The sequence below is a fragment of the Niastella vici genome (assembly GCF_002077945.1).
In the GTDB taxonomy this organism is placed as follows: Bacteria; Bacteroidota; Bacteroidia; order Chitinophagales; family Chitinophagaceae; genus Niastella; species Niastella vici.
Window position 1 is genome coordinate 652,098 of sequence record NZ_LVYD01000058.1, and the last position, 26,804, is coordinate 678,901.

The window sequence follows — 26,804 nt, forward strand, 5'->3', positions numbered from 1 at the left end:
TGACAATTATGAAAAAACTTATTATAACAATTCCGCTTTTAATAATAGCAGCCGGCATGCTGGTGACGGGTTGCAAAAAATCTGATTTTCAAAACAATTATACTGATCCCAACGCATCAGTTGCTGCAACTGTCCCCAGCTTGTATTCAGGATTGCTTTATAATGAAAGGGTATTGCCACGGTATTGGGGACTGTACACCTTACAGATCCCAACCATGGGCACATACAGCCAAACGGCTGGGTACACCCAGGGTAATAAAATATATGAACAACCGGTAAACTACACAGGAGACCGTTGGAATTATTATTATACCACTACCCTTGCCCGGTTCCGTGAAATTGAGAAGGCTTATAACAAGCTCACTACCGATGCCGATAAAACCGGTTACCTGTTGTTCCTGGAAACAGCCCGCATTTTTTTCTATGATCAAACGGCGCAAATGGTAGATCTGTGGGGCGATATTCCCTTCTCAACTGCCGGTTCACTGAATACATCAGGAACTATTGTACTGCCTTCATACGACAAAGGCGCTGATATTTATACGAATATCCTGACCGATCTGAAAAGGATCTCTGACTATTTGTCTACCGTATCGGCCGATCCATTTTATACCACGCAGTTGACTTCTTATGATTATGTGAATAAGGGTTCTCTTACTGCATGGCGTAAGTATGCAAATTCACTGATGTTGCGTTTGGCAATGCGCATCTCCTATAAGGATGAAACAACTGCCAAATCACTGATACAAACGATTCTCGGTAACTCAACCAAGTATCCGACTATCGATGCCGCCAGCGAAAGCATAAAAATTCAACCGTCAAGCACCAGCAGTTCGCTTGTTTCAATGAATGATATCAGAAATGGTTTTGGCGTAGATCCGTTCGCGCCCGGTAAAATGGTTGATTCAATCATGTGGCCTGCCAGTGATCCACGTTTACCCATTTACTTTACCGCTAATAAGAAAGGCGAGTATCATGGCGTTCCCAATACCTGGAATTCAAGCCGGGTGAGCGATTCTACAACCGCTAACTATTTCTCCCGCTGGGATTCAACCACTTTCACTGAAAACAACCTGTTCCCCGGTATCATTTTTACCGCTGCGGAAGTAAGTTTCCTGAAAGCTGAAGCGTATGAAAGATGGGGTGGTGGAACTGCTAAAACTGCTTATGAAACCGGTGTTAAGCAATCCATCCAGTTTTATTTAAGCATTAATAATAACAGCGATTATGGCGGTACCAAGGAAACAATGCCTTCCGATGCAACCATTGCTACCTATCTGTTAAATCCTATTGTGGCTTATGGCACCAATAACCTGGAAAAGATCGCCACGCAAAAATGGATCGATTTCGGGGTAATACAGGCAAACCAGGCATGGGCCGAATGGCGCCGTACCAAATTACCAAAATTGACATTCCCAACTGATAATTCATCCGTATTATCACCCACGCCGCCTAACAGGTTCTTATATCCTTCTTCTGAAGCGACGTATAATGCAACCAACTATGCAGCGGTTAAATCAAGTGATGTGATCACCACCAAGGTGTTCTGGGATGTAAAATAAGTTACATTAAGTTTTACATTTTAAGTGTTGAGAGTTACGGCCCCGATAATCATATCGGGGCTTTTTTATTTCTGAGCGGAGTCGAAGAATCTCTGCCCAATTCCTTAAATTGATAGTTATTTGCCGTATTTGCTCATCAATACCATTAACATGGAAACTATTTTAATCGTGCTGCTGGCCATTTTGTTGTTGGTAAGCATCATTACCCTCGTATTTGCCTGGAAAGCCTTCACCGCCAGGAACAATACCGACTACATGGCCTTAAAATACAAAATGGATAATGTGCTGGCCGAAATTGCACGCATTGAAACAGCCGTGAAACAGGAAATGGTGACCAACCGGCAGGAAACGGGCGATAACTCCCAACGCATCCGTGCCGAACTGGCTGCTTCGTTAAAAAGTTTTGGTGAGCTTATTACCCAAACTATGACCAATGCGAATACGGTGCAAAAAGATAATTTCTTTGCCTTATTGAATAAACAAAGTGAGCAGAACAACGCTACCTCTTTGCGGCTCGATCAAATGCGCGAAACGCTGGAAAAGAAAATGGCCGACATGCAAACCGGTAACGAACGCAAGCTCGATGAAATGCGGGCTACGGTAGACGAAAAATTACAGAAAACACTGGAGGCCCGCCTCGGCGAATCGTTTAAGCTGGTGAGCGAGCGGTTAGAGGCGGTGCATAAAGGATTGGGCGATATGCAGCAACTGGCAACGGGTGTGGGCGATCTCAAACGGGTGCTCAGCAACGTGAAAACAAGAGGCGTGCTCGGTGAATACCAGTTGGAAAGTATTCTTGAACAAATACTCACAATTGATCAATATGGCAAGAACGTAAAAACAAAAGAAGGTTCCAATGCGTTGGTCGAATTTGCTATTAAACTTCCAGGCCGCGGCGATAAGGACAAACCAACCTGGCTGCCCATTGATTCAAAATTCCCCAAAGAAGATTTTGAAGCGCTGCTCGATGCATACGACCAGGCCCTGCCCGACCTGGTAGAGGAATGCCGGAAAAGTTTTGTGAAAGGAATCCGGAAATGTGCCCTCGATATCAGTGGCAAATATGTTGACCCGCCCAATACAACTGATTTTGCCATCCTGTTCCTGCCATTTGAAAGCCTGTATGCAGAAGTGTTGCGTACACCCGGTTTGTTCGAAAGTATTCAGCGTGAGTATAAGATCATTATCACGGGGCCAACTACGTTATCGGCCTTGCTCAACAGTCTACAAATGGGTTTCAGAACGCTGGCCATTGAAAAAAGATCGGGTGAGGTATGGCAATTACTGGGCGCAGTAAAAACAGATTTCAGCAACTTTGGTGTTATTCTGGATAAAACGAAAAAGAAGTTACAGGAAGCCAGCAATGTTATTGAGCAGGCAGGTACGCGCACAAGAGTGATCGAAAGAAGATTGCGCGACGTTCAGGAATTACCAAAAGAAGATGCCGTTGCCCTGATCGGGAAATCGAACACGTTTAACGTGGATGAAGAGGATGATAATAATACGATTAAGGAGTAATAAGGATATTACTGCGGTTCCTGAATAAGGGAGAATTCGTAAAGCCGGATGTTATGCGGGTCCGGCCTTACGGTTTGGGAAAAGTTAATCCTAACAACTGTTGTATGCTGATAAAAAAGTGTAATGTGTACACTAAATTATTAACAGTGTGCAATATACGCTAAAAGAGTATTCAGGTATCAATTACCGGTAGTAACCAGGGGGAAATAGTTATCCACTTTTTGGCTGAGGGAAACCAATAATTATTTTGGATAACCTGTATGGTAAAGTCTGGTCTGTTACCTGGTGAAGGTAGCTCACTGTTTGATGTTGGCAAATAACAGACCAATGTGTGGCGGGTAATTAAAGAAGCGTAAGATTTTTAGCTTTATAAGCCTGTAATTCATTGCTCTCAGGCGAAAGTTCTGTGATTAAATAATGGATCTCATTCACATCGGCAATTTTCATTTGCATCACCGAATTGAGTTTTTCGGAAATGGTGAGCACGGCCACTTTATCTGCAGCGTTGATCATGGCTTTTTTAACCTGAATGGTTTCCCAGTCAGAATCGGTTAAGCCGCTATTTGAATCAATGGCATTGATACCCAGGATGCACAGGTCGGCCTTGATATTGCTGAGGTACTGAAAAACTTCACCGCTAACAGTCATCTGGCTGTAGGTTGAAATTTGTCCGCCGATCATAATGGTTTTGATCATTGGTTTATCGAGCAATTCAACGGCGGTAAGCACGTTTACGGTAATAAAGGTGGCGCGCAGGGTGGCAGGGATCTTTTTGATGAACTCCCTGATGGTAGTACCACCGCCGATGAGCACGATCATATCGTCTTTCAGTAATTGCACGGTTTTATCGGCAATGATCCCCTTATTTTGCTGTGAATACGTCTGTGATTCATGGCCAATATGATAGGCCGCCGACATAACCCCGCCTTTAATGCGGATCACCTGTCCTTCCTCGGCCAGTTCGTTCACATCACGCCTGATGGTATCTTCCGACACATCGATCAGTTTAACCAGGTCGGTAAACATTAAACGGGTATGGATGTTCACCTGTTTGATGATCAGCTTCTTCCTTTCCTTTTTTTGCAAGGCTACCGGGGCTGATGAATTTGAATTATTGTTTGCCATATATCTGTTGAAACGTTGTTTGGATGAGGTCCTTCTCCAATTGACAAAATTCAATATTATCCTCGAAATAAAATGGCTTCTTCAAGGTTGCCGGCTAATATTTTTCAAATAAACAGGGCAACAGGCAACACTTTGTATACCTTCTATTTCTCTGCAATCTTTGCAATAATACAATAATTGCAAATATTTTGCAAGTCCATTTCTGCCGACCGGCAAATCTGTCTGAATTTGATGGGCATTCTAAATTAAACTGAATATCAAACAGTTATAAAGTATTGCCCGCTTCCGGCCTAAACCGCCATTAGGAATTACCTATATGTAACAATTTGCAGCAATTATTATTTTAATTGCAAATAATTTGCAGATATTGCTTTTTTGTTATTAAATTGAGACAGAATTTGCAACCGTAACTAACTTTTCTACTCAACACAACGCTTATGAAACGAGTCAAACTAATTGCTTCGGGCAGCTTGCTGCTATGTTTCCATTTGCTTTTTGCCTTCTCAGGTCTGGCGCAGTCTGCCCAATTAAAGGGGGTAGTAAAAAATGAAACCGACCAAACTCCCATTCCCAATGTTACCGTAACCCTGGTCTCCAATAGCAGTGAGGCCTCTACCACTACCGATACCAAAGGGCGTTTTACGCTGACCATACCCGCCAGCGCCAATTCTTCTTCCATTCAATTAGTTGTTTCTTCGGTAGGCTACGAAAAAAAGCAGCTTACAATTGATCCCAGTCAGGGCTTCCTCACCATTTCGTTAAAACAGGGCGGCGCCGATATGCTCGATAATGTGGTGGTAACGGCATTGGGTATAAAGAAAGATCGCAAAGCGGTTTCCTATGCAGTGTCTGAAGCAAAGGGCAGTGAATTTACGCAGGCTCGTGAAAACAATGTTGCCAATGCCCTTTCCGGAAAAATTGCCGGAGTGAACGCAGCCGGTTTATCAACCGGTCCGGGCGGTTCAAGCCGGGTTACCATTCGTGGTAATAGTTCCATGATCGGTGATAACCAGCCTTTATATGTAATAAATGGTATGCCTATCGATAATACTGTTCCGGGCGGCGCACCTACTGCGAATGGTATTACCAGCAACATTGATAAAGGTGATGGAATTGCAGGCATTAACCCCGATGATATTGAAACCATCACCGTATTAAAAGGCGGTACGGCCGCCGCCCTGTATGGCTCGCGCGCCAGTAACGGGGTTATAATGATCACAACCAAAAAAGGCCGGGCGCAAAAAGGTATAGGCGTTGAGTACAACTCAACCTATACTATGGAGAATGTTGCGGTGATCCCCGATTTTCAATATGAATATGGTCAGGGATTGAACGGCGATATGCCACTTACGCTTGCTGACGGACAGCAATCGGGCCGAAAATCATGGGGTGCGCCTATCGACCCTTCCAAACAATTTATGGGTGCTGATGGAAAAATGCATCCTTACGCAGCCCAGAAAAAAAATATTCAGAATTATTATCAAACCGGTACTACGTTCACCAACAGCCTGGCATTTTCAGGTGGTAACGAGGCCATACAATACCGGTTCTCTTTAGCCGACCTCAACAGCAAAGGTATTCTGCCCAACACTACCTATAAGCGTAAAACCTTCAACCTGTCGGTGAATGGCAAGATCAACGATAAATTAAGCTTTGAAGCATTGGCGCAATACAACCTGGAACAGGGACACAACCGTACCGGCGCCGGGGATGCGTTGGGTAACCCCAACTGGACGCCATTGGAAATATCCACCACGGCTGATATCCGCTGGTTTAAACCCGGTTACGACTCTGCCGGTAATGAACTGTTATGGAACGATGCCGCCATTGCTTCGAACGGATATTTTGTACAGAATAAATGGAAAGAAGACGATACCAAGAACCGGTTTATTGGTCAGGCTTCTATCTCCTATGAATTGGTGAAGAACCTGGTGTTTAAAGGAACGGTGAGCCGCGACTTTTATAATTACAACTATGTAAATATATTACCAACCGGTACCCTGTATACGCCATTGGGCGAATATGTTGGGTTGAAGTCGGATCTGTCTGAAACAAACGGCATGATCACTGCCAGCTATAAAACGAAATTTGCACAGGATTTTGGGGTAAGCGCCATGGTGGGCGCCAACAACCGCAAATTCGAGAACAAGGAATTGAATTTAAGCGGTAAGCAATACATTGTGCCTTACTTTTATAGTTTTTCGAACCTCGCTGCTTCAACAACCAGGCCCTATACCTCCCATTTTACTGTTAATTCGGTATTTGGTTCGGTTGACCTCGATTATAAAGGATTGTTTTATTTAACGTTTACAGGTCGTGAAGACTGGTTCTCTACGTTAAGTCCTACAAACAATCACATTTTTTACCCGAGTGTAGGCGGTAGCTTTATACTGTCCGATGCAGTCGAGTTGCCCAAATTTATAAACATGGCCAAAGTAAGGGCCTCCTGGGCAGGCGTAGGTGGTGGTGCGCCCCAGCCATACCAGATCAATTTAACATACAGCAATGTACCCAGCTCGGGGCAGCCATTGATGAACGTTACACAGGACGCCTCAGGGCAGAATTCAATTTCAAATATTGGTCTCAAACCCTATTCAACCCATACCTATGAAGGCGGACTTGAATTACAGGCGCTGAATAACCGGTTAGGTCTCGATGTTGCCTATTACGAGCGCCAAACGACCCAGGATATTGTACAAACAACCATCTCCGGCACTTCGGGCTATAATTCGGTTATCTTAAACGTTGGTGAATTAAGAAACAAAGGAGTCGAATTATTATTAACGGGAAAACCTGTACGAACAGCTGATTTTGGCTGGAACGTAAGCTATAATATGGCCTATAATGAAAGTAAAGTGGTGGAGCTGGCCCCGGGATTGAACTCCGTGCAAATAGCCAGTGCCGTGAATGGATGGGCAACCCTGCAACACATTAAAGGAATGCCATATGGTACAATTGTAGGTACCCACATGGTGCGCGATGCAAATAATAATGTAGTATTCAACAGGGGCAGCCACCTGCCGGTTATGAGCGATCCCGCGCCATTGGGTAACAGCGTAGCGCCTTATACCATGGGCCTCTCCAATGAATTCAGGTATAAAAACTTTTCACTGAATGTTTTGCTCGACGGAAAATTCGGCAATAAAATATTCTCCATCTTCGAACTGTATGCCACCCGTATGGGTAAGTTAAAAAGCACCCTGCCGGGCCGCGATAAAGGATTGGAGCTGAAAGGCGTTGACCAAACCGGTGCGGTGTACGATACAACCATTACCCAGGCTGGCGGTGTATTGCGCACCTATTACGACAACTACAAAGTATATTCAGACAAGTTCTTACACGATGGCAGCTTCATAAAACTGCGCCAGGTTATTTTATCATATAATATTCCGGTAAGTAAGATCAAATTGGCAAAGATCCAATCGGCCAATATTTCGTTTGTGGCGCGTAATCTTTTCATTCTGTACCGCCAAACCAAAAACTTCGATCCTGAACAAAGCTTTACCAATAGTAATGCGCAGGGATTTGAATCAATCGGTTTGCCGCGTACGCGCTCATATGGTTTGAACCTTACCCTTAAATTATAATACTTAAAAAGAATTGAACAATATGAAAAATATTATAAAATATACTGGTGGTTGTATGGCTGTGCTGGGAGGGCTTTTGTTGCAGTCGTGCGATAAGGATTTTGCGGATACAAACACCAATCCTGATGCCGTATCAAAACCAATTCCACAATACGTATTTACCAAGGCTTTGTACGATGGCACCGCCAACACGGCGTATTTTTTACTGGGTACTATGCAGTATACCACCAGCTTTAATGATGTGGCGGGCTTTGGTTCAAAATATAATGCAGCCCAAACCTTACAAACCTTTGCAAATTTTAATAACGCCTATCCAAAAGAGATCAACGAATTAGGCATCGTGATCAAGGCGGTAAAAAATGATCCTTCGTTGGTGAACTGGCTCGCAGAGGCCAGAATATGGCGGGCGTTTTGTTTTAGCCGGTTAACCGATCTGTATGGTGATATCCCTTATTCACAGGCGGGGTTAGGATATGATTCTGCGGTGTACAAGCCAGCTTACGATGCACAGAAAGATATCTACACCAACATATTGGCTGAGCTCGATGATGCCGCAAAAAGCCTCGATGCCAGTAAGTCAACTTATGGTGTGGCCGACCTTATCTATGGCGGCGCTACTGATAAGTGGAAGAAATTCGCTTATTCTTTGATGTTGCGTTGCGCCATGCGTATGACCAAGGTAGATGCAGCTGCCGCTCAAAGCTGGGCAACAAAAGCGATAGCGGGTGGGGTTATTACAGCAGATGCAGATATGGCTAAAACACCATATTTAAGTTCGGGCCAGGATATTAATAAAAATCCATTGGTATTGCAATTGTGGAACTCTGATTATATTGCCCAGGACGGATTGAAGAATACAGAAGGCGGAAAATACCAGGATGTATTCATTAACTATCTTAAGAACAGTAATGACCCGCGCCTGCCGGTAATTTCAGTGGTTTGGAAAAATGGAGTGCCTGATACTACCTCAACAATTCAACAGGGCATGCCTTCCAATTTGGTTTCGCGGCCAAATAATTTTGGCAACCTTTCTGAACCCAATCCCAAAACCGTGCTGTTAATGGGTTCGCCATATTTGTTGTTTACACCTGCCGAATCTTATTTCCTGCTTACCGAAGCAGCATTAAGAGGCTGGTACACGGGCGCCACGGCCGGTTCATTATACCAGAACGGTATCAGGGCTGCCATGCGGCAATGGGCTGTTATTGCCGGAAGCGCCGGCACTATTGCACAAACAGCCATCGATAATTATGTAACGGCTGCAGCCACCTCGTTCAGCAGCGCTGCAACCTTCGATGCACAAATGAATGTACTGTACACCCAATTCTGGGTAAGCATATTCCCCGAGGCACAGGAAGTATATGCCAGTTATCGCCGTACCGGTTATCCGGCCCTGGTTCCAAACAATTATCCCGGCAACGCTACCGGTGGTAAAATTTTCAGACGGTTCCTGTACCCGATAACCGAAGCAACCCTCAATGCCGATTCTTATAGTGCTGCAATAAGCCGGCAGGGTGCAAACGATCTGTTAACCCGTTTTTGGTGGGATAAATAATTCGAAAAAAGTTCTCGTACACATTACAAGTAGGTTTTAAGTGTAACAGGAGGGCATGTCTATGCCCTCTTTTTAAATAAACCACTTTAAAGAAATGATTGGCATGATAGTAAAAGGTTGGTTAGTTGTTCTTATTTGCATGATACAAAGCACAATTTCTTATGGTCAGCATGATGTGGTGAAAGATGGCGAGGCCAGTGATTATAATTTGAATAAACCCGAGCGGGAGGAATGGTTACGCAATGCGCCTGCCGGATTATTTATCCATTTCAGTGTGGATGCGCAACTGGGGATCGTGATCAGCCATTCACTGGTGGGTGCATCGGCTGATTACGTGAACCGGTATTTTAACGAGCTGCCAAAAACATTTAACCCGGCCCGCTTTGATCCGGTGGAAATAGCTACCCTGGCAAAACTGGCAGGCATGAAATATATAATGTTCACTACAAAACACCACTCGGGCTTTTGTATGTGGGATACGAAAACCACCGGTTTCAATATCATGAATACGCCTTACCATAAAGACCTGTTGAAAAATTTTGTAGAGGCTACCCGCAACGCAGGGCTGCAGGTTGGTTTTTATTTTTCACCCGAAGATTTTCATTTTCTGCATACCCATAATATGCTCATCAGCCGCGACAACGTTGTAATGAGCGGGGAGGTGAAAAAAGAATTCGATCAATTTACCCGTACCCAATGCGAAGAATTAATGACGAATTATGGAAAGATCGACCTGCTGTTCATCGATGGCGAGCCAAAGGAAGTGGTGAAAGCCACCTGTTGGAAGTTACAGCCCGACCTGCTGATAACCAGGGGCGCGTTAAAAACCACCGAACAAATGTTACCGGGTGTAACCATTCAAAAACCCTGGCTTTCCTGTATCACCATTGGCACGGCCTGGCAATTTCAACCAACGAACGAGCGATATAAATCGGGAACTAATTTGATTGAATTGCTGATAGAGGCCCGGAGCAAAGGCGGATCGCTTTTGTTGAATACAGGCCCACAACCCAATGGCACCCTGGTAGCCGAACAGGAAGACAGGTTGCGTGAGCTGGCGGCCTGGTATTTCATCAATAAAGAATCGGTAGACAGTGTGCAACCCTGGGTTATTAGCCGGGAAAAAAATATCTGGTTCACGGCAATGAACAACAAGCAAACGCTGTTTGCGATCGTTACCGGTTTACCCGATTGGATAGAAGGCGATCAAAAAAGCTTTGTGCTGCACTCAGTAAAGGCAACCGCTAACACCACCATCAGTGTACTGGGACAGAATGGCATTATCCAGGAATACAAACCTGGCAAAAATGTAAGCCCGTCATTTCGTCAAACAGATTCCGGACTGGTAGTATCGGTATTTCGTACCCAACGCATTTATGATGATCATAAGTGGCCCAACCCAATAGTTATAAAGCTCGAAAATGTACAACCGGCTATTGACCCCGTACAGGTGGTAACGTTAGATGCCCGTTCATCCGGAACAAGCCTGCTGCTATCAGGAAAAGTTCTAAACTTTAAACCCGGAACAGCTATGAAGGCCCGTTTTTATTATCGTCCCTATCATGGGCAAATAGAAGACCTGTATACTGGTCCATGGATAAGATCGGCAACCATATTCATTGATAACAATGGCAATTTCAAGACAACTATCAGCGGTTTGAAAAAAGGACAGCAATACGAATATAAGGCGACAGCTGCCTGCAGCGGCATAGAACTGGAAGGCGATAAAAAATTGTGGCAGCAGTAGATTATGAAGCGTAACCGTACATACCTGGAGGCAATATTGCTTTTATTAATGCCGTATGCCGTTCTGGCGCAGGCAGGCACCCAAACGTTGCCGGCCCTGATACCATTGCCGGTTGACGTAAAACAATCCACTGGTTTTTTTAATATCAATCCAGCTACAAAAATTGTAATTGGTAACAGCGGGTTAAGCGGCTTGGCCGGTTTGCTAAACGGCTATCTTGCATGCTGCAACGGAATGCAGGTAAGTGTGGCTACTAAAACAACTGGCAGTGATTTTATTTCACTTGAAATTGATTCGGCTGTGGTTACTCATAAAGAGGGGTACCAGCTGCGAATTGATAAAAATGCCATTCGCTGTATTGGCCACGATGCGGGTGGTGTTTTGTATGCCTTGCAAACATTGCGGCAATTATGGAGTGTGGGAAAAAACAAGCTGAAAGTACCGGCCTATATTATCAACGATCATCCACGATTTGCATACCGGGGCATGGGGCTCGATGTGAGCCGACATTTTTTTCCGGTGGCATTTATTAAAAAATATATTGACTGCCTGGCCCTGTACAAATTTAACACCTTTCACTGGCACCTTACCGATGACCAGGGCTGGCGTATAGAAATAAAAAAATATCCAGGATTGCAATCGGTAGCTGCCTGGCGCAACGAAACCCTGATAGGCCATAAAAAGGAATTACCCCATCGCTTTGATGGCAAAAGGTATGGCGGCTATTATACGCAACAGCAAATAAAAGAAGTGGTTCAATATGCGGCCGCGCGGCATATAACCATTATACCTGAAATAGAAATGCCCGGGCACGCGTCGGCAGCGCTGGCGGCGTACCCTACATTGGGTTGCACGGGCGGGCCTTATAAAACGGCCACCTTCTGGGGCGTGTTTGATGAGGTGTATTGCGCCGGTAACGACAGTACATTCACCTTTCTGCAAAATGTGCTCGATGAAGTGATCAATCTTTTTCCTTCCACCTATATCCATATTGGCGGTGATGAGTGTCCCAAAACAAGTTGGAAAGCCTGTGCAAAATGCCAGCAACGGATGAAAGCAATGGGCCTGGCCGATGAACATGCCTTACAGAGCTATTTCATTCAGCGCATGGAGAAATACCTGAACAGTAAGGGACGGCATATCATTGGCTGGGATGAAATACTGGAAGGCGGCCTGGCCCCGAACGCAACCGTCATGAGCTGGCGGGGCGAAGAGGGTGGAAAGGCTGCCATTGCACAACAACACCGCGTAATTATGACGCCCGAGAGTCATTGTTATTTTGATTATTACCAATCGCTGTATGCCGGGGAAACACTGGCGGCAGGCGGATTTACCCCATTGCAAAAAGTATATGGGTATGAACCGCTCGCAGGAAGTGCAGAGAACATGAACCCAGACTTGCTGGCAGGAGTGGAGGGACAGGCCTGGAGCGAATATTATACCAGTGAAGCAAAGGCTTTGTATATGATCTTTCCCCGTGCCCTTGCCCTGGCCGAATTGGGCTGGACGCCCGCATCGCAACGCAATTACGATCAATTTCTGCAACGGTTGCGCGCGCAAAGATCATTGATGCAGCAGGCCGGATTACCCAATTCATCACAATATGATGATATAACGGGTACGGTTGCACCTTCCCAAAACAAAGCGGTGCAGGTGACCCTGCAAACCTCGCTCCCCGGCAGTACCATCAGGTATACCACTAACAACACATTGCCCGGCAAACAAAGTGCTTTATACACCGGGCCCATAACGATTTCCCAAACCGGTACGTTAAAAGCCAGGCTTTTGAATGGTAACGGGCAACCTACCGGCCGTTTATTTCAACAATCATTTCGACTACATAAAGCAGTGGGGTCACCTGTGGTGCTGCAACATAAACCGGTTGAACGGTTCAACCCGGGCGCGGGCGTGCTGGTTAATGGCGTTTTTGGCAGCAACCGGTATAACGACGGTCAATGGACAGGCTTTAGTGGAACCGATCTGCAGGCCGTAATTGACCTGGGCGCTGTACAGGAAATTCGCCGGCTGGGGGCGCATGTGTTGAATTACCATTGGCAGCGGATGTGGGCGCCTGTTTCCCTGCAGTTCCTGGCATCAACAGATGGGGAACAGTATAGCGAATTGTACAAACAGGATTCATTTCCAGTGAATGGTATTAATATATTGGATGTGCCGGTAAAACCGGTGCAGGCGAGATATATAAAAGTAGCAGGCATCAATAAAGGAACAATACCTGCAGGTGAATATGGCGCGGGCGGCAATGCGTTGTTGCTGATCGATGAAATAGTAGTGGAATAAAGAATATAAAATATTTAAAAGCGCAGCATGTCAATTGCGATAGTATTAATATGTATTGTAGTACTGATCCTGCTTATTACCTGGGGTAAGCTGAATGCTTTCCTGGCGTTTTTGGCGGTATCGGTATTGGCGGGATTGTTACTACAGCTTCCGGCACAAAAGATCATGGCTGCGGTGCAACATGGCATGGGCGATACGCTTGGTTCGCTGGTAAGCATTATTTGCCTTGGCGCCATGTTGGGTAAGCTGGTGGCTGAAAGCGGGGCTGCTCAAAAGATAGCGGCTGTATTGATGAACGCATTTGGCGTTCGTTATATGCAATGGGCGCTCATGATCACCGGGTTTATTATTGGCATTCCGTTGTTTTATGGGGTAGGATTTGTGTTGATGGTGCCCCTGATCTTTTCTGTAGTATACCAATATAAATTACCGGCTGTATATATAGGATTGCCCATGCTGGCAGCCTTATCTGTTACGCATGGCTTTTTACCACCGCATCCTTCCCCAACGGCATTGGTAACGCAGTTCGGGGCCAATATGGGCGTCACTTTGTTATATGGATTACTGATTGCCATTCCCGCTATCATTATTGCCGGTCCGCTTTTTTCAAGGAGTATAAAAAATATTGGTGCCGAACCATTGGAAATGTTCAGACCAACCGCCATTGACAAAACAAAACTGCCGGGCGCGGCCAATAGTTTTATTACCTCCTTGTTGCCGGTTTTCCTGCTCACGGCCACAACAATATTAAGCTATATCTCCGGCGATGATAGATCTATAAAAGGAGTGTTGACCCTGGTAAGCGAACCGGGCCTCATCATGCTGGTTTCGGTTTTAGTAGCCGCTTTTACCCTGGGTATTGCCTGTGGTAAAACTATGAAGGCGGTAATGGCGATATATACAGATGCGGTTAGGGATGTTGGTATGATATTGCTGATCATTGCAGGTTCCGGAGCATTGAAACAGGTATTGACCGATAGTGGGGTAAGCGGGCAAATAGCAGCTGCCCTGCAAACCTGGCCGGTGCATCCGTTGATCCTCGGTTGGTGTATGGCCGGCATCATACGCATATGTGTGGGCTCGGCTACGGTAGCCGGATTAACAACGGCTGGCATCATAGCGCCGTTGTTAGCCAGCTCATCGGTAAACCCTAACCTGATGGTATTATCAGTGGGCGCGGGCAGCTTATTGTTTTCGCATGTAAACGATGCCGGCTTCTGGATGTTTAAAGAGTATTTTAACCTGAGCATAAAAGACACGTTAAGGACCTGGTCGGTAATGGAAACCATTGTAGCCGTGACCGGACTGGCCGGGGTAATGATCCTTGACCGGATAATAAGTTTATAATATTTCAATCATAGAACATGAACGCAGAAGAAAGATTCAACAAACTGGGACTGAGACTACCGCCTGCCCCCACACCTTTGGGAGTGTACAAACCTTATGTGATCGATGGAAAATATCTTTATTTATCGGGCCATGGACCGGTGCGGGAAGATAAAACATTGATCATTGGCCGTATAGGCAGCGAGTTAGATGTAGAGGAAGGAAAACTGGCTGCAAGGCAGGTAGGCTTAACCATGTTGTCAACGATCCATACCCATATCGGTAGCCTCGATAAAATAAAACGGGTGATCAAAGTGCTGGGGATGGTTAACTGTACTCCTGATTTTGAACGGCATCCTTATGTAATAAACGGGTGCAGCGAATTGTTTGCCGCAGTATGGGGCGAAGAGAATGGCATCGGCGTTCGCAGCGCTGTAGGCTTTGGTTCCCTCCCCGACAATATACCCGTTGAAATTGAAGCGCTGTTTGAGCTGTATTGAAGTAAGAAGTATGAAGTACGAAGTAAGAAAAGGTTGCGATTTGAGGTTAATGGAGGTGTCGGAAAGCTCGAAATTCGGGAATCATTTCACCATTAACCATTGACCATTCACGAATATGGGTTATAATTGTTAAAAGCCTTCAATGATGATGACACCCGTTTACGGTCCTGTTCAATTAACCGCATTTGGTGAATTCATGATGCGGTTGCACAGCGCCGGATCGCAACGATTTTTACAAACCCGCGAATACGAGGTCTGGTATGCCGGGGCCGAAGCCAATGCCTGTGTGTTATTGTCGCGCCTCGGTATGCCAACCAGGTATGTTACCCGTGTTCCGGATAACGATATTGCTTTAGCTGGTTTACAACAATTGCAAAGTCATGGCGTGGCCACCGATCACGTATTGTATGGTGGCGAAAAGCTGGGTCTTTATTTTACAGAACCAGGCAATCAGATGCGCGCAACCCGGGTTATTTATGATAGAACCGGTTCTTCTTATGCAGAACTGCAACCCGGCATGATCGACTGGAAAAAAGCCCTGCGCGATACCCGGTATTTTCATTGGTCGGGTGTGGCAGCGGCGGTATCGCAAAGCGCCGCCGATGTATGCGCCGAAGCCCTGGCAGTGGCAAAGGAGAACGGCGTCATCATTTCGGCCGATTTCAACTATCGCAGCACATTATGGAAGTATGGTAAAAAAGCGGCCGACATTATGCCGGCCCTGTTGCAACCGGCCGAAGTGGTAGTGGCCGATCTGGATTCTGCCGCTGTTTATTTCGGCATCACTACCAATACGAATGCTTCTTTGGAAGACAGGTTCAAACAATGTTGCGAAGCATTGGTAAAAAAGCTGCCTTCGCTGAAAACGCTGGGCATGAGCTTTCGAAAAACTGATGGATTGATGCACGAATATTCAGGAGCGCTCCTGCACCAGGGGCAGTATTATTTTTCAACTGGTTACCGGTTGCCTTTTATTACCGATCAAATAGGCAGTGGCGATGCCTTTACCGCCGGCATCTTGTATGGGTTAATGAATGGGTTTGAACCGCCAGCCATGCTGGAGTTTGCGATCGCCTGTGGCGCCATCAAGCAAAGCATACATGGTGACTGGGCCATCGTAACGAAGCAGGAGGTGGAGCAGTTTATGCAAACCGGGTCTTCTGGAAGGATAATACGTTGATTGATCTTGAATTGTGAAACTGCAAACAAATTATTATTAATCTAAAAAATTAAATAAGCCCCCTTTAGGGGGTTGGGGGTATGTTTACTATAGATGCACATCTTGATCTCAGCATGAACGCTATGGAATGGAACCGCGATCTGCGGCAGCCGGTTATGGCTATTCGTAAACGCGAAGCCGGCCTCACCGACAAACCCGACCGGGCCAAAGGGACCGTAGCACTGCCCGAATTGCGGCAGGGAAATATTGGCCTGGTAGTAGCCACCCAAATTGGCCGCTACGTGGCGCCTGATAATCCATTGACCGGCTGGCACTCACCCGAACAGGCCTGGGCCCAAACCCAGGCGCAGCTGAGCTGGTACAAAGCGATGGAAGCTGCCGGTGAAATGGTGATGATAAAAGACAAAACTGGTCTGGAGCAACACCTTTCGCTATGGCTGAATGGGGAACCAAACGATAATAAACCCATCGGTTACATACTAAGCCTTGAGGGCGCTGATTCCCTCGTTTCGGTAAAGCACCTTGAAACAGCATATGCCTATGGATTGCGGGCTGTGGGCCCGGCCCACTATGGTCCCGGCCGCTATGCCAATGGTACCGATGCAACAGGCGGTTTACAGGCTATGGGCAGGGAGTTGTTAAAAGAAATGGAACGTTTGAGCATTATTCTCGATGCCACGCATTTATGTGATGACGCCTTTTGGGATGCCCTGCATATTTTCAACGGGCCGGTATGGGCCAGCCACAACAATTGCCGGGCCCTGGTAAATCATAACCGCCAGTTCAGTGACGACATGATCAAAGCACTTATTGAAAGGGGCGCCGTGATTGGCGGGGCGCTTGATGCCTGGATGATGGTGCCGGGCTGGGTGCGGCAGCAATCAACACCTGAAGGAATGCAGTGCAACCTCGAAAAAATGCTCGATCACCTCGATCATATCTGTCAGCTTGCCGGCAATACCCTGCATGTTGGTATTGGCACCGACCTCGATGGCGCTTTTGGCAAGGAACAAACTCCTTATGACCTGGAAACCATTGCCGATCTGCAAAAGATCCCAACCCTGCTGATCAAACGGGGATATACACACGCAGATATAGAGAATGTCATGCATGGCAACTGGTTGCGTTTTTTGCGGCGGGTTTGGAGCTGATAGGAATGTTTAATGATATTTTAATTGTAAAGAAAGTTCATTAAACAGTTGTGGAATGAGAAGCTAAAACTGATCTTCTTTATACTGCCAAAATGGGGCCCCAACGGGGCTTCAATCTATTTTTCAGAGAAATGTATATCCACAATTAAAATAATAACTACCTAAATATAAAGGGATTATTACTTTTTTTTTGGACACTTCCCCTTTTAAGGAACGTTTTAAGAACAAGCGGCACAATAATAGCTGCTAGCTGCATGACTGCCATTGCTGCGGTTATTAAGCGAACATCGTTACCCTCCCCTTATTCAGGGCATTGAAAACCTGAAAGCCGGTCTGTAGTAGCTTCCATGTTTTATAATTACCTGCAGTGCATGCATTAAGATATTATGCTATGCACCGTAAAATTTTTTTTGCACCCAACGATGTGTGGGTTGCAGTCGTACTATTAACTTAACATGACCATGAACAAATTATACTATACTGATTTTTATTGATATTATAGAACACATATGAAGATCGTACATGTAGTAGAACCTTTTGCTTCTGGTATAGCGGTGTTTGTTCAATCGATCGTACAGAATCTGCGGGATGATTATCATATAATCATTCATGGTGAGCGGGAATATGTGATGCGTTCAACAGAAATTATAAAGTATTTTCCGGAAGATAATGTTCAGTTCATCAGGTGGCGCTCGGCGCAACGTAGTATAAGTTTGGTAAAAGATACCGCTGCATTGGTAGAACTATGCCAGTTGCTGAAAAAGCTGAAAGCAAAAAAAATGGTTGATGCTGTTCATCTGCATTCATCCAAAAGCGGTTTTCTTGGGCGGCTGGCCTGCAGGCTCATGAATATTACCAATGTGATCTATACGCCCAATGGCGCCCCGTTCCTGTTGAGCAATATCAATGCTGTTAATTTGTTCTATAAGTTTTTTGAAAAGCTGGGTTCTTCTTTTGGCGGAAAGGTTGTTTGCAGTTCCCAGTCTGAACGCGATGCCTATCGTAAGCTGGGCATTAAAGCGATGAGCATTAACAACGGCATTGCAGTGAATACAAACCGCAAACCTGCTGAAGAAACACCTGCCGGCACTACAAAATTCCGCATTGTTACCTGTGCCCGGATCGTGCAACAAAAAGATCCGGCGCTTTTTAACGCCATTGCTACCTGCTTTAAAGATTTTGATCAGTTTGAATTTTTGTGGGTGGGCGAAGGAGAAGAAAGACACCGCCTTACTTCGCCCAATATTACCATAACCGGCTGGTTGCCTCCGGCCGAAGTGCTGCAGCTGATCAACAGTGCCCATTTATACATATCTACATCACAATACGAAGGCTTGTCATTTTCTGTGCTCGAAGCATTGTCGTTACGCAAAACAGTATTATTAAAAGATTGTATTGGTAACCGGGATATTGTAAAAAAAGGATTGAACGGCGATCTGTTCACCAGCAAACAGGAAGCTATTGTAAAGATCTTACAGTATTATAATAACCCCGCCATGTTGCAGGTAATGGGCGAATACTCACGCTGGCTTTGCCATAACGAGTTTAATGTAGATGCAACCTGCCTGCTGTACCGCAACCTGTATGTTAATAAATATAAATAATTTCTATGGATATCTCTATAAACCGGTTGAAAGAAAGGAGCGAAGTAATAAAGCATGGGACTAACGGTTACGCCAATTCTGATCAGGCGTATAAGCACATCAATGAGCAGTTGGAGCAAATTACCCGGTACCTGATGCAGGAGATGGAGTATAAACAACGCATCATTGAAGAGCAGCGCCAGGAAATGGTGCAGTTGAAAAAAGATATTGATCAACGGTCAGGGGTAATAGCGGGCCTTGAGCAACAGTTGAACCATTGCGCCCGGCATACCGAAGGCCATCGCCAGCTCATCAATAAATTATTAAATGATATTGAGCATTTTCAAAATGATATTGACTGGTATAAAAGAACCTATGAACGCCGAAGCATCTGGGGCGTATTGAAATCAAAGCTTACAAAAAAGAAATAGCTCAAAAAAAGATATAGAGGAACGTTAAGGCCGTCAACAGCTTTTTCAAAGATTTAATTGATTGATACAACAGATTGCGGGCCGCCTGGTAATTGATATTCATGATCTCGCTCACTTCTTCATAATTCAGCTCCTGGTAAAATTTCAGGTAAATGATCTCCTTCTGGCGGTTCGATAACTGGCCAAGCGCCTGCACCACCCGGGCCGTTTTTTCAGCATCCAGCTCCCGGCTTACTATCAGGGTCTCGTGGCTAAGCTCAAACAATACATCGCTGTGATTTTCATTAAAAGGACCGGCCGTTTTGCGTTGATGGGCCCGGTACAGCTTGTATTTGAGCGATTTAAACAGGTAGGCCTTTACCGATTGAACCTGGGTCTGGCTTTTGTTCTGCCATAGTTCGGTGAACAGTTCCTGGATGCAATCTTCCAGTATATCGTTATTGCTGGTGAGTTTACTGCCATATTGAACCAGGGGCTCATAATAGCGCCGGAACAGTAACGCAAACGAATCGTGATCGCCTTTTTGGTAGGCCTCCCATAATGTAATATCAGACTGGTTGGATATCAATTTGTTATAAGCTAAGCTAGTTTAGTGAGTCCTAATCCGAAACAGATGTGAATTTAGGATATGTTTTATTTGAAAATCATAAAAAAGCATAAAAATATGATTACAAAAATTGATTTTGCAGTACTAAATTTAGAAGTGAAACCTACTATATGGAATTATCGATCAATTCTATTGAAGAACTATTAAGTGATGAGAGCTTTTTGTCATGGTATTTTAAAACGGATCCCCAGGCTGAACAAGCCTGGAACAATCGTATAGCCCGGGATCCTGTGCAAAAGAAATTGGTTGATGAGGCCGTTCAATTGCTTCAAAATGTTGTTGTTAAAGAACAGCCTGTGGATGAGCAGCGGAAAAAGCTGGCTGAAACCAGGTTGATACATACTATAGGTTCTACTGACGACGGTCAGCCTGCTGCGAAAGTGATCACTATGAGATCGCGTTCTGTAAAATGGTGGGCTGCAGCTGCAATAATTTTCTTATCTTCATTAGGCATTTGGCAATATAGCCGTACTACAAATATACTCTCAACACACACCGCCTTTGGGGAAACCCGGCAGCAGGTATTACCCGATGGATCATTGGTAATGCTTAATGCCAACACCACCCTCGACTACCGGAACTGGAAAGAAGGATCCGACCGGGAAGTATGGGTGAAAGGTGAAGCCTTTTTCCATGTAAAGAAAACAGCTCGAAAAACAAAGTTCATTGTACACACCGGTCATTTTGACGTGGTTGTTACAGGAACCCAGTTCAATGTCATTAACCGCAATAACAGGAACAATGTGTTATTGACGGAGGGTAGTGTTACTATCAGGGGTAATGAACAGGAAGTTCATATGAAGCCGGGTGAATATGTTGAGTTCAATAACAAGGTTATCCAAAAGAAAGAGATCAACAAAACACCGGTGCTGGCCTGGATGGAACACAAATTTTATTTTGAGAAAACACCAATGAAAGAAGCTGCCGCTTTGATAACTGAGGTGTTTGGAACAAAAGTAACCCTGGCCGGCGAAGCAGTAGCTGCTGACTCTATCTCTTGCATCATGCCCACTGACAACCTGGATATTCTTGTACAATCACTCCAAGCCTTATCTAAATATGATGTTGAAAGAACGGACAAAGAGATCCTGATCAGAAAAAAGTAACAACAGGCAGGTTTCTGTTTTAAAATCTGCGTATGAGGAAAAAAGGCTCGGAAAGATTTTTCCGGAGTTGCTTTTTCACGGTTTTATTATTTCTCATTAGCAATGCCTATGCGCAGAATGCGATATCACTAAACCGGAAAAAGCCGCCCCGGCAAACTTTACATTCAGGTACATCAACCCCGGCAACAGATACTGCTATTGCCCGTCAACCTCTTTTTTCCATTCTCAAACAACTCAATCAATCAAAAGGCATTTTCTTTCTTTTCTCCGATAAATCGTTTGGCGAAATAAGGGTGAAACCGGTATTGGATATTAGCCGGCCTGTTGAAAAAATACTCGAAGAACTGCTGCAGTTCACCGGGCTTAAGTTTAAAAAGATAAATGAGAAAACATTTGTCATCATGCCTGCGCCTGCGCCCGAAGCCAAACCACCCGCCACGCCTGAAAGTGTTCAAAAAAATACTGCAACCGAAAGGAAGGTTCAATTGGTAAAAGGCCGGGTAACCAGTACAGAAGGAAAGCCTGTGGCCAATGTGAGCGTATGGGTAAAAGGCACCAACCGGGGCACAACTACCAATGCCGAAGGAGAGTTTGAGGTAGAAGGCGCCAAAGGTGAAGTGCTGGAACTCACAAGTGTGGGGTACGAAAAGAAGGTGATACTCCTGAATCACTCCGGTTCCATCATTTATCTCAATGCCCAGCTCGATGTGGTGGAGAATATGATGAATGAAGTGGTGGTCACCGCATTGGGCGTAAATAAATCGTCCCGTTCGTTAGGTTATTCGTTAAGCACCGTAAGTGCCGAGGAACTTACCTCGGCCGGTAATACCAACCTGGCTTCGGCTTTATATGGCCGCTCGCCCGGGGTGTTGATCAACACGGCGCCGGGCGGCGCCACCAGTGCCGTTCAGGTACAAATACGCGGCGTTAACTCGCTTAATTTTAACGCGCAGCCCCTGTATGTGGTAGATGGCATCATCATTCGAAATACCAACGAAAAAGGAATTGCCGGCATCAACAATGGCGGTTACTGGGCCGATCCACGCATTCGCGGCAATGGCATTCTCGATATCAATGCCGCCGATATTGATAACCTTACCATTTTAAAAGGAGCCAGCGCCACAGCATTGTATGGTTCCGAAGCGGCGGCCGGCGTGGTAGTGATCACTACCAAAAAGGGCACGCCCAAAAAGCGGCTGGGCGTTTCTGTGAACTATACCAATACAATAGAACAGGCCGCCTTTCTGCCCAAATACCAGCAGGAGTACGGTCCGGGGGCCGACAGGGCCACCAACCTGTCTGAAGGCGCCACCGAAGAAGGCTGGATCCCCGTTGACCTCGATGGCGACGGCGTTAATGACCACCTGCGGCCAAACTTTACCGCCTATGCGCAGTTTGGACCCAAATTCGACGGGCGCGAAGTTCCCTGGTGGGATGGCGAAATGCGCCCTTACGTAGCACATGAAAATAACTACAAACAATTATACCGCACCGGATTTAATTCCATTTTTAATACATCGGTGGCCAACCAAACCGATAAATTCAGTTACCGGTTATCCTATACCCGCAACGATTATAAAGGCATACAGCAGGGCGGCGATCTGCAACGGAATACTTTTCACCTGAACAGTAATTTCAGGATCAGCGATAAGTTAAATGTAGATGTGATCTCCAGTACATTTACCAGCAAAGTACATAACCGCCCCTTTCAGTTAACCCGCATCATTGCAGCCTATGCAGGTTTTTATAGCCGCGCCGAAGATATGTCGGTGGTATTTAATAAATACCAAACCAGTGAAGGGTACAAATGGGTTCCCTGGAACCAGTCGCAACGAAACCCCGCAGAAGCGCTTCACTATAATGTAAAGACCGAAATGCTTGATTTTTTATGGAACCAGTTAAAGAACAGTGAAGATGAATACCAGGACCGCTTGCTGAACAGTATCACCCTGAATTATGAAATGAACAAACACCTGAAGTTCAGGGGGCGGTTCGGCAATGATTTTACCAGCCTTAAAACAGAAACCCGCAATTACAGTGAATACCCGGTAATTTTCAACCCTACCACCAATGCCAGTACGGGGATGTTCAGGATTGCCAATGGCCGGTATTCCATTTTATACGGCGATGGATTGGTTACCTACACAAACAAACTGAACAAGAACTGGAATCTTTCGTTGACCGGTGGTTTTCAGTCGCGCAAAGAGAATTATAATGATCAGTCGTCCCAAACAACCGATGGGTTGCTACAGGAAAACTGGTTCAGCCTCGAGAATTCCTTTCACCCGGTTACTACGGTCACTGATAGAAGTGCGGTATTGAAATATGCCTTGCTGGGCTATTTCAATCTGGCGTACAAAAATCTGTTGTTCTTTGAAGGAACTGCCCGGCAGGAATACTCGTCTACCTTACCACCGGGGAAGAACAGTTATTTCTATCCTTCGTTGAATACCGGTTTTATTTTCAGCGAATTGATAGATGCCCCGGCCTGGTTTTCGTACGGAAAGCTGCGTTCCTCGTTTGGTATTGTTGGTAACGCGCCACCGGCCTATACCTCGCCGGTAACATATACCCAAACAACGCTTGCTGCGCCCTCGGGTTCCGTAGCTGCCCTGAATGCACAAACAAATGCCGGCAACAATAACATCAGGCCTGAGAATAAATATGAGTTGGAACTGGGGCTCGAGACTATGTTGTTCAGGAACCGGGTGGGTTTTGATATCACGTGGTTCAACAGTCGCACGGTAGATCAGATCATTCAGTTAAGCATTCCGGCCAGTTCTGGCGCCATGACCAAACTGGTAAATGCCGGTGAGCTGCAAAGCAATGGGTTGGAAATGCGGGTGCACGCCCTTCCGCTGGTGACAGATAAATTTAAATGGACAAGCCAGCTGAATTTCTCCCTGTCGCGGTCGAAGGTCAGTAAGCTGGCTTCTGGGGTTAAGAACATTGTATTTTATGAAGCCGAGCAAAATGCCCTGCGCATTGTGGCAGAAGAAGGTGAAACCGTAGGTAATATTTATGTATACCCGCGAATGAAAGATGATGCCGGCAATTATGTCATTGGTTCAAACGGATTGTATGTAATTGATAACAGCCGGTATGAAAAAGTAGGCAATGTAATGCCCCGGGTAACCGGTGGCTTTTTTAATACCATCAGCTGGAAAAAAATTACACTCGATTGTGCGGTAGACTACCGCATTGGCGGTAAAATGGTTTCACCGCCATTGAAGTATAATACCGGCGCAGGTATGTATGAAAGCACCTTGCAGTATCGCGATGCCGAACATGGCGGCTTACCTTATTATATTAACAGCGCAGGCGATAAAATTTTACTGCCCGATCACCAGGCGCAGGCACCCAATGGTGGTAAAGTTTACCACGATGGGGTTATACTGCCCGGTGTAACGGTAGCAGGTAAAGAGAACACCCAGATCGTTGATGCTGCCTATTACTATATGAACACATTTAACTGGGGCGCTTCGGCTATAAATGAAAGTGCTGTTGTAGATAACAGTTATATAAAATTGCGCGAAGTCGTACTGGGATATTCCTTGCCGGCCAAACTAACCGGCAAGTTGCATTTTAATACGATCCGTGTTTCGCTCATCGGCAGAAATCTGTTGTATTTCTACCGTACGTTGAAGTACATTGACCCCGAAGCTACCATTGGTTCTAACTGGATCAGGCAAAGTGTTGATGAAGGTTCCATGGCAGCTACCCGGAGTTTTGGGTTCTCGGTGAATTTTGAATTTTGACAATCTGGTCCCGGTAACTACCGGGATATAACTAAACGTTTGCTTACAAAATATGACCAAACAGGTTGTATACATAATTTCTATTGTGTTACTGTTGTCGGTAATGACAGGTGGCTGCCGCAAAAAGCTGGACGACCTGTATTACGACCCCGATCAAACCGTACAACCTTCCATTGAAAAGTTCTTCACCGAAATGCTGAACAACGACCGGGTACGGCCTTCCTATTGGAACATCCGCACCTTTGTGGCGATGCATACCGGTATCTATACGCAATCATTAGGCTATTTGAACACCACCACTGCCTACCAGCAGAATGCCGGCTATTGCCAGGACAGGTGGAATGATTTTTATCGCCCGGGTGCTGCAGCTAACGGTGGCAATGGCGGCATTATGGCCCATTACCGGTTGATAGAATCGTTGTATGAATCGCTGAAAGACGAACAGCAAAAGCTCAATGCCGGTGTGTTCCTCATGGCGGCCAAAGTAGTGCTGTACGATCAGGCATCACAAATAGTTGACCTGTGGGGCGATATACCCTTCAGCCAGGCAGGTACCGTAAGCACCTCGGGCGATATTGTGTATGCGGCATTTGATAATGCTTCCAACATATACGATGTTATGCTCGACGGATTGAAAAATGCCGCACTGTATTTTTCCAGTGCCCAACTGTCTACGGCAGTACATGCTTCGTTCGGCAAGCAGGATATCTTGTTGAATGGCCAGTTCGACAAATGGCAGCGGTACGCCAATTCAATTCGCCTGCGTTTGCTGATGCGGTTATCATTTGTGAATGAAGAGAAGGCAAAAGCAGAAGCGTTGAACATTATAAATAATCCGGGGTTGTACCCGCTCATTGATGGGGCCTCAGGATATGTGCCGGCTTCAACCGATGTGTTGTTACAACCGCTTTCCAATTATGTCGATGACCTGCACAATGCCCTTTCAGAAGTATTCAATTATTCGGCGCCCGATTATATGTTGAATACGGTTATGAAACCAGCGAACGACCCGCGCATTCCGGTGCTATTCGATAAATACGGCCGCACCGATGGCGATCAGTTCATCCCCAATACCGATTACAACGGTTTGCCGGTAAGTTTCAATGCCGAACAACAACAAGTGAACCTGGGCCGGTACGCTATTCTTGATTCGGCCACCTTTTTATTTAACAGTAAATTGCCTGGTATTGTGATCACTGCTCCCGAAGTGAATTTTTTAAAAGCAGAGGCCTGGGAACGATGGGGTGGGGGCGATGCCCAGGCTGCCTATGAAACAGCCGTTCGACAATCGATTGCATTCTATTTTTATTTAAACAACATAAGTTCTTCAACCCGTACACCCGTATCTTCACCGGCAACAGCTGCCATAGATAGCTTTTTACAAAACGATCAAATGAAATATACAGGTACGGTTAATCAGAAGCTGGCGAAGATCTGGATCCAGAAATGGTTGCATTTCGGGTTTTTACAATCGGTGCAGGGTTGGGCCGAATACCGGCGCACCAAATATCCGGTGCTGCAGTTCTACCCCTCCACCTTGCCCGGTTATGAATTGCCCCCTTCCCGGCTGGTATACCCTTCCAGCGAAACCTCATATAACACTAACTATGCAACCGTAAAAGACCGGGATGTGCGAACCGGCAGGATCTTTTGGGATGTTAAATAAAGTCTAAGGTTTGGGAACTTTTTAAAATCCGGCATGTATCGTTGAAATTTCTTTGCCAGTACTTAGTTTTGGCCTCCCATGACCCTGAGCGCGTGTCCGCCCTG

Annotated in this window: 17 protein-coding genes; 15 read left to right on the forward strand and 2 right to left on the reverse strand. The window is 45.6% G+C overall.

Annotation, left to right across the window (positions count from 1 at the left end; genetic code table 11):
- Positions 1–8: 8 nt before the first annotated feature.
- Both A3860_RS26555 and A3860_RS26560 read left to right on the forward strand, forming a co-directional pair.
- Positions 9–1,562 carry a SusD/RagB family nutrient-binding outer membrane lipoprotein gene (locus A3860_RS26555; RefSeq protein ID WP_158085371.1) on the forward strand — a complete coding sequence of 518 codons (1,554 nt, stop codon included), beginning with the start codon at positions 9–11 and terminating at the stop codon, positions 1,560–1,562.
- A gap of 150 nt (positions 1,563–1,712) precedes the next feature.
- Positions 1,713–3,080 carry a DNA recombination protein RmuC gene (locus A3860_RS26560; RefSeq protein WP_081152331.1) on the forward strand — a complete coding sequence of 456 codons (1,368 nt, stop codon included), beginning with the start codon at positions 1,713–1,715 and terminating at the stop codon, positions 3,078–3,080.
- Between the two features lie 342 nt (positions 3,081–3,422).
- Here the strand turns inward: A3860_RS26560 and A3860_RS26565 are convergent, their stop codons facing one another.
- Complete coding sequence (locus tag A3860_RS26565) at positions 3,423–4,205, reverse strand: DeoR/GlpR family DNA-binding transcription regulator (protein WP_081151945.1); 783 nt, start codon at positions 4,203–4,205, stop codon at positions 3,423–3,425.
- Positions 4,206–4,642: 437 nt separating this feature from the next.
- Here A3860_RS26565 and A3860_RS26570 point away from each other — a divergent pair, with 437 nt between their 5' ends.
- From A3860_RS26570 to A3860_RS26615, 10 genes are all read left to right on the forward strand, one after another.
- On the forward strand, positions 4,643–7,792 hold the full coding sequence (locus A3860_RS26570; protein WP_081151948.1) for a SusC/RagA family TonB-linked outer membrane protein: 3,150 nt from the start codon (positions 4,643–4,645) through the stop codon (positions 7,790–7,792).
- A gap of 22 nt (positions 7,793–7,814) precedes the next feature.
- Entirely contained in the window at positions 7,815–9,347 is a 1,533-nt protein-coding gene (locus A3860_RS26575; RefSeq protein WP_081151951.1) for a SusD/RagB family nutrient-binding outer membrane lipoprotein, read from the forward strand.
- 139 nt (positions 9,348–9,486) lie between these two features.
- Entirely contained in the window at positions 9,487–11,094 is a 1,608-nt protein-coding gene (locus A3860_RS26580; RefSeq protein WP_245843632.1) for an alpha-L-fucosidase, read from the forward strand.
- Between the two features lie 3 nt (positions 11,095–11,097).
- Positions 11,098–13,392 carry a glycoside hydrolase family 20 protein gene (locus A3860_RS26585; protein WP_081151957.1) on the forward strand — a complete coding sequence of 765 codons (2,295 nt, stop codon included), beginning with the start codon at positions 11,098–11,100 and terminating at the stop codon, positions 13,390–13,392.
- A 27-nt stretch (positions 13,393–13,419) separates the two neighbouring features.
- Positions 13,420–14,739: a gluconate:H+ symporter gene (locus A3860_RS26590; protein ID WP_081151960.1), complete on the forward strand. Its 1,320-nt coding sequence runs from the start codon at positions 13,420–13,422 to the stop codon at positions 14,737–14,739.
- Between the two features lie 17 nt (positions 14,740–14,756).
- Complete coding sequence (locus tag A3860_RS26595) at positions 14,757–15,218, forward strand: RidA family protein (RefSeq protein WP_081151962.1); 462 nt, start codon at positions 14,757–14,759, stop codon at positions 15,216–15,218.
- Positions 15,219–15,360: 142 nt separating this feature from the next.
- Entirely contained in the window at positions 15,361–16,398 is a 1,038-nt protein-coding gene (locus A3860_RS26600) for a sugar kinase (protein ID WP_245843633.1), read from the forward strand.
- 80 nt (positions 16,399–16,478) lie between these two features.
- Complete coding sequence (locus A3860_RS26605; RefSeq protein WP_081151968.1) at positions 16,479–17,549, forward strand: dipeptidase; 1,071 nt, start codon at positions 16,479–16,481, stop codon at positions 17,547–17,549.
- A gap of 509 nt (positions 17,550–18,058) precedes the next feature.
- The gene (locus A3860_RS26610) at positions 18,059–19,153 is read left to right on the forward strand and encodes a glycosyltransferase (protein WP_081151971.1); all 1,095 of its coding nucleotides are present in this window, start codon (positions 18,059–18,061) and stop codon (positions 19,151–19,153) included.
- Between the two features lie 5 nt (positions 19,154–19,158).
- On the forward strand, positions 19,159–19,563 hold the full coding sequence (locus A3860_RS26615) for a hypothetical protein (protein WP_081151974.1): 405 nt from the start codon (positions 19,159–19,161) through the stop codon (positions 19,561–19,563).
- Position 19,564: 1 nt separating this feature from the next.
- On the opposite strand, the gene A3860_RS26620 is transcribed toward A3860_RS26615, so the two are convergent.
- Positions 19,565–20,131, reverse strand: a complete 567-nt coding sequence (locus tag A3860_RS26620; protein ID WP_081151977.1) for an RNA polymerase sigma factor — start codon at positions 20,129–20,131, stop codon at positions 19,565–19,567.
- Positions 20,132–20,280: 149 nt separating this feature from the next.
- Between A3860_RS26620 and A3860_RS26625 the strand changes: the two genes are divergently transcribed.
- Genes A3860_RS26625 through A3860_RS26635 form a run of 3 tightly spaced genes read left to right on the forward strand, consistent with a single transcriptional unit; the run spans position 20,281 to position 26,700 of the window.
- Positions 20,281–21,276 carry a FecR family protein gene (locus A3860_RS26625; RefSeq protein WP_081151980.1) on the forward strand — a complete coding sequence of 332 codons (996 nt, stop codon included), beginning with the start codon at positions 20,281–20,283 and terminating at the stop codon, positions 21,274–21,276.
- 32 nt (positions 21,277–21,308) lie between these two features.
- Complete coding sequence (locus tag A3860_RS26630; protein ID WP_081151983.1) at positions 21,309–25,034, forward strand: SusC/RagA family TonB-linked outer membrane protein; 3,726 nt, start codon at positions 21,309–21,311, stop codon at positions 25,032–25,034.
- Between the two features lie 52 nt (positions 25,035–25,086).
- The gene (locus A3860_RS26635; RefSeq protein ID WP_081151986.1) at positions 25,087–26,700 is read left to right on the forward strand and encodes a SusD/RagB family nutrient-binding outer membrane lipoprotein; all 1,614 of its coding nucleotides are present in this window, start codon (positions 25,087–25,089) and stop codon (positions 26,698–26,700) included.
- Positions 26,701–26,804: the final 104 nt, after the last annotated feature.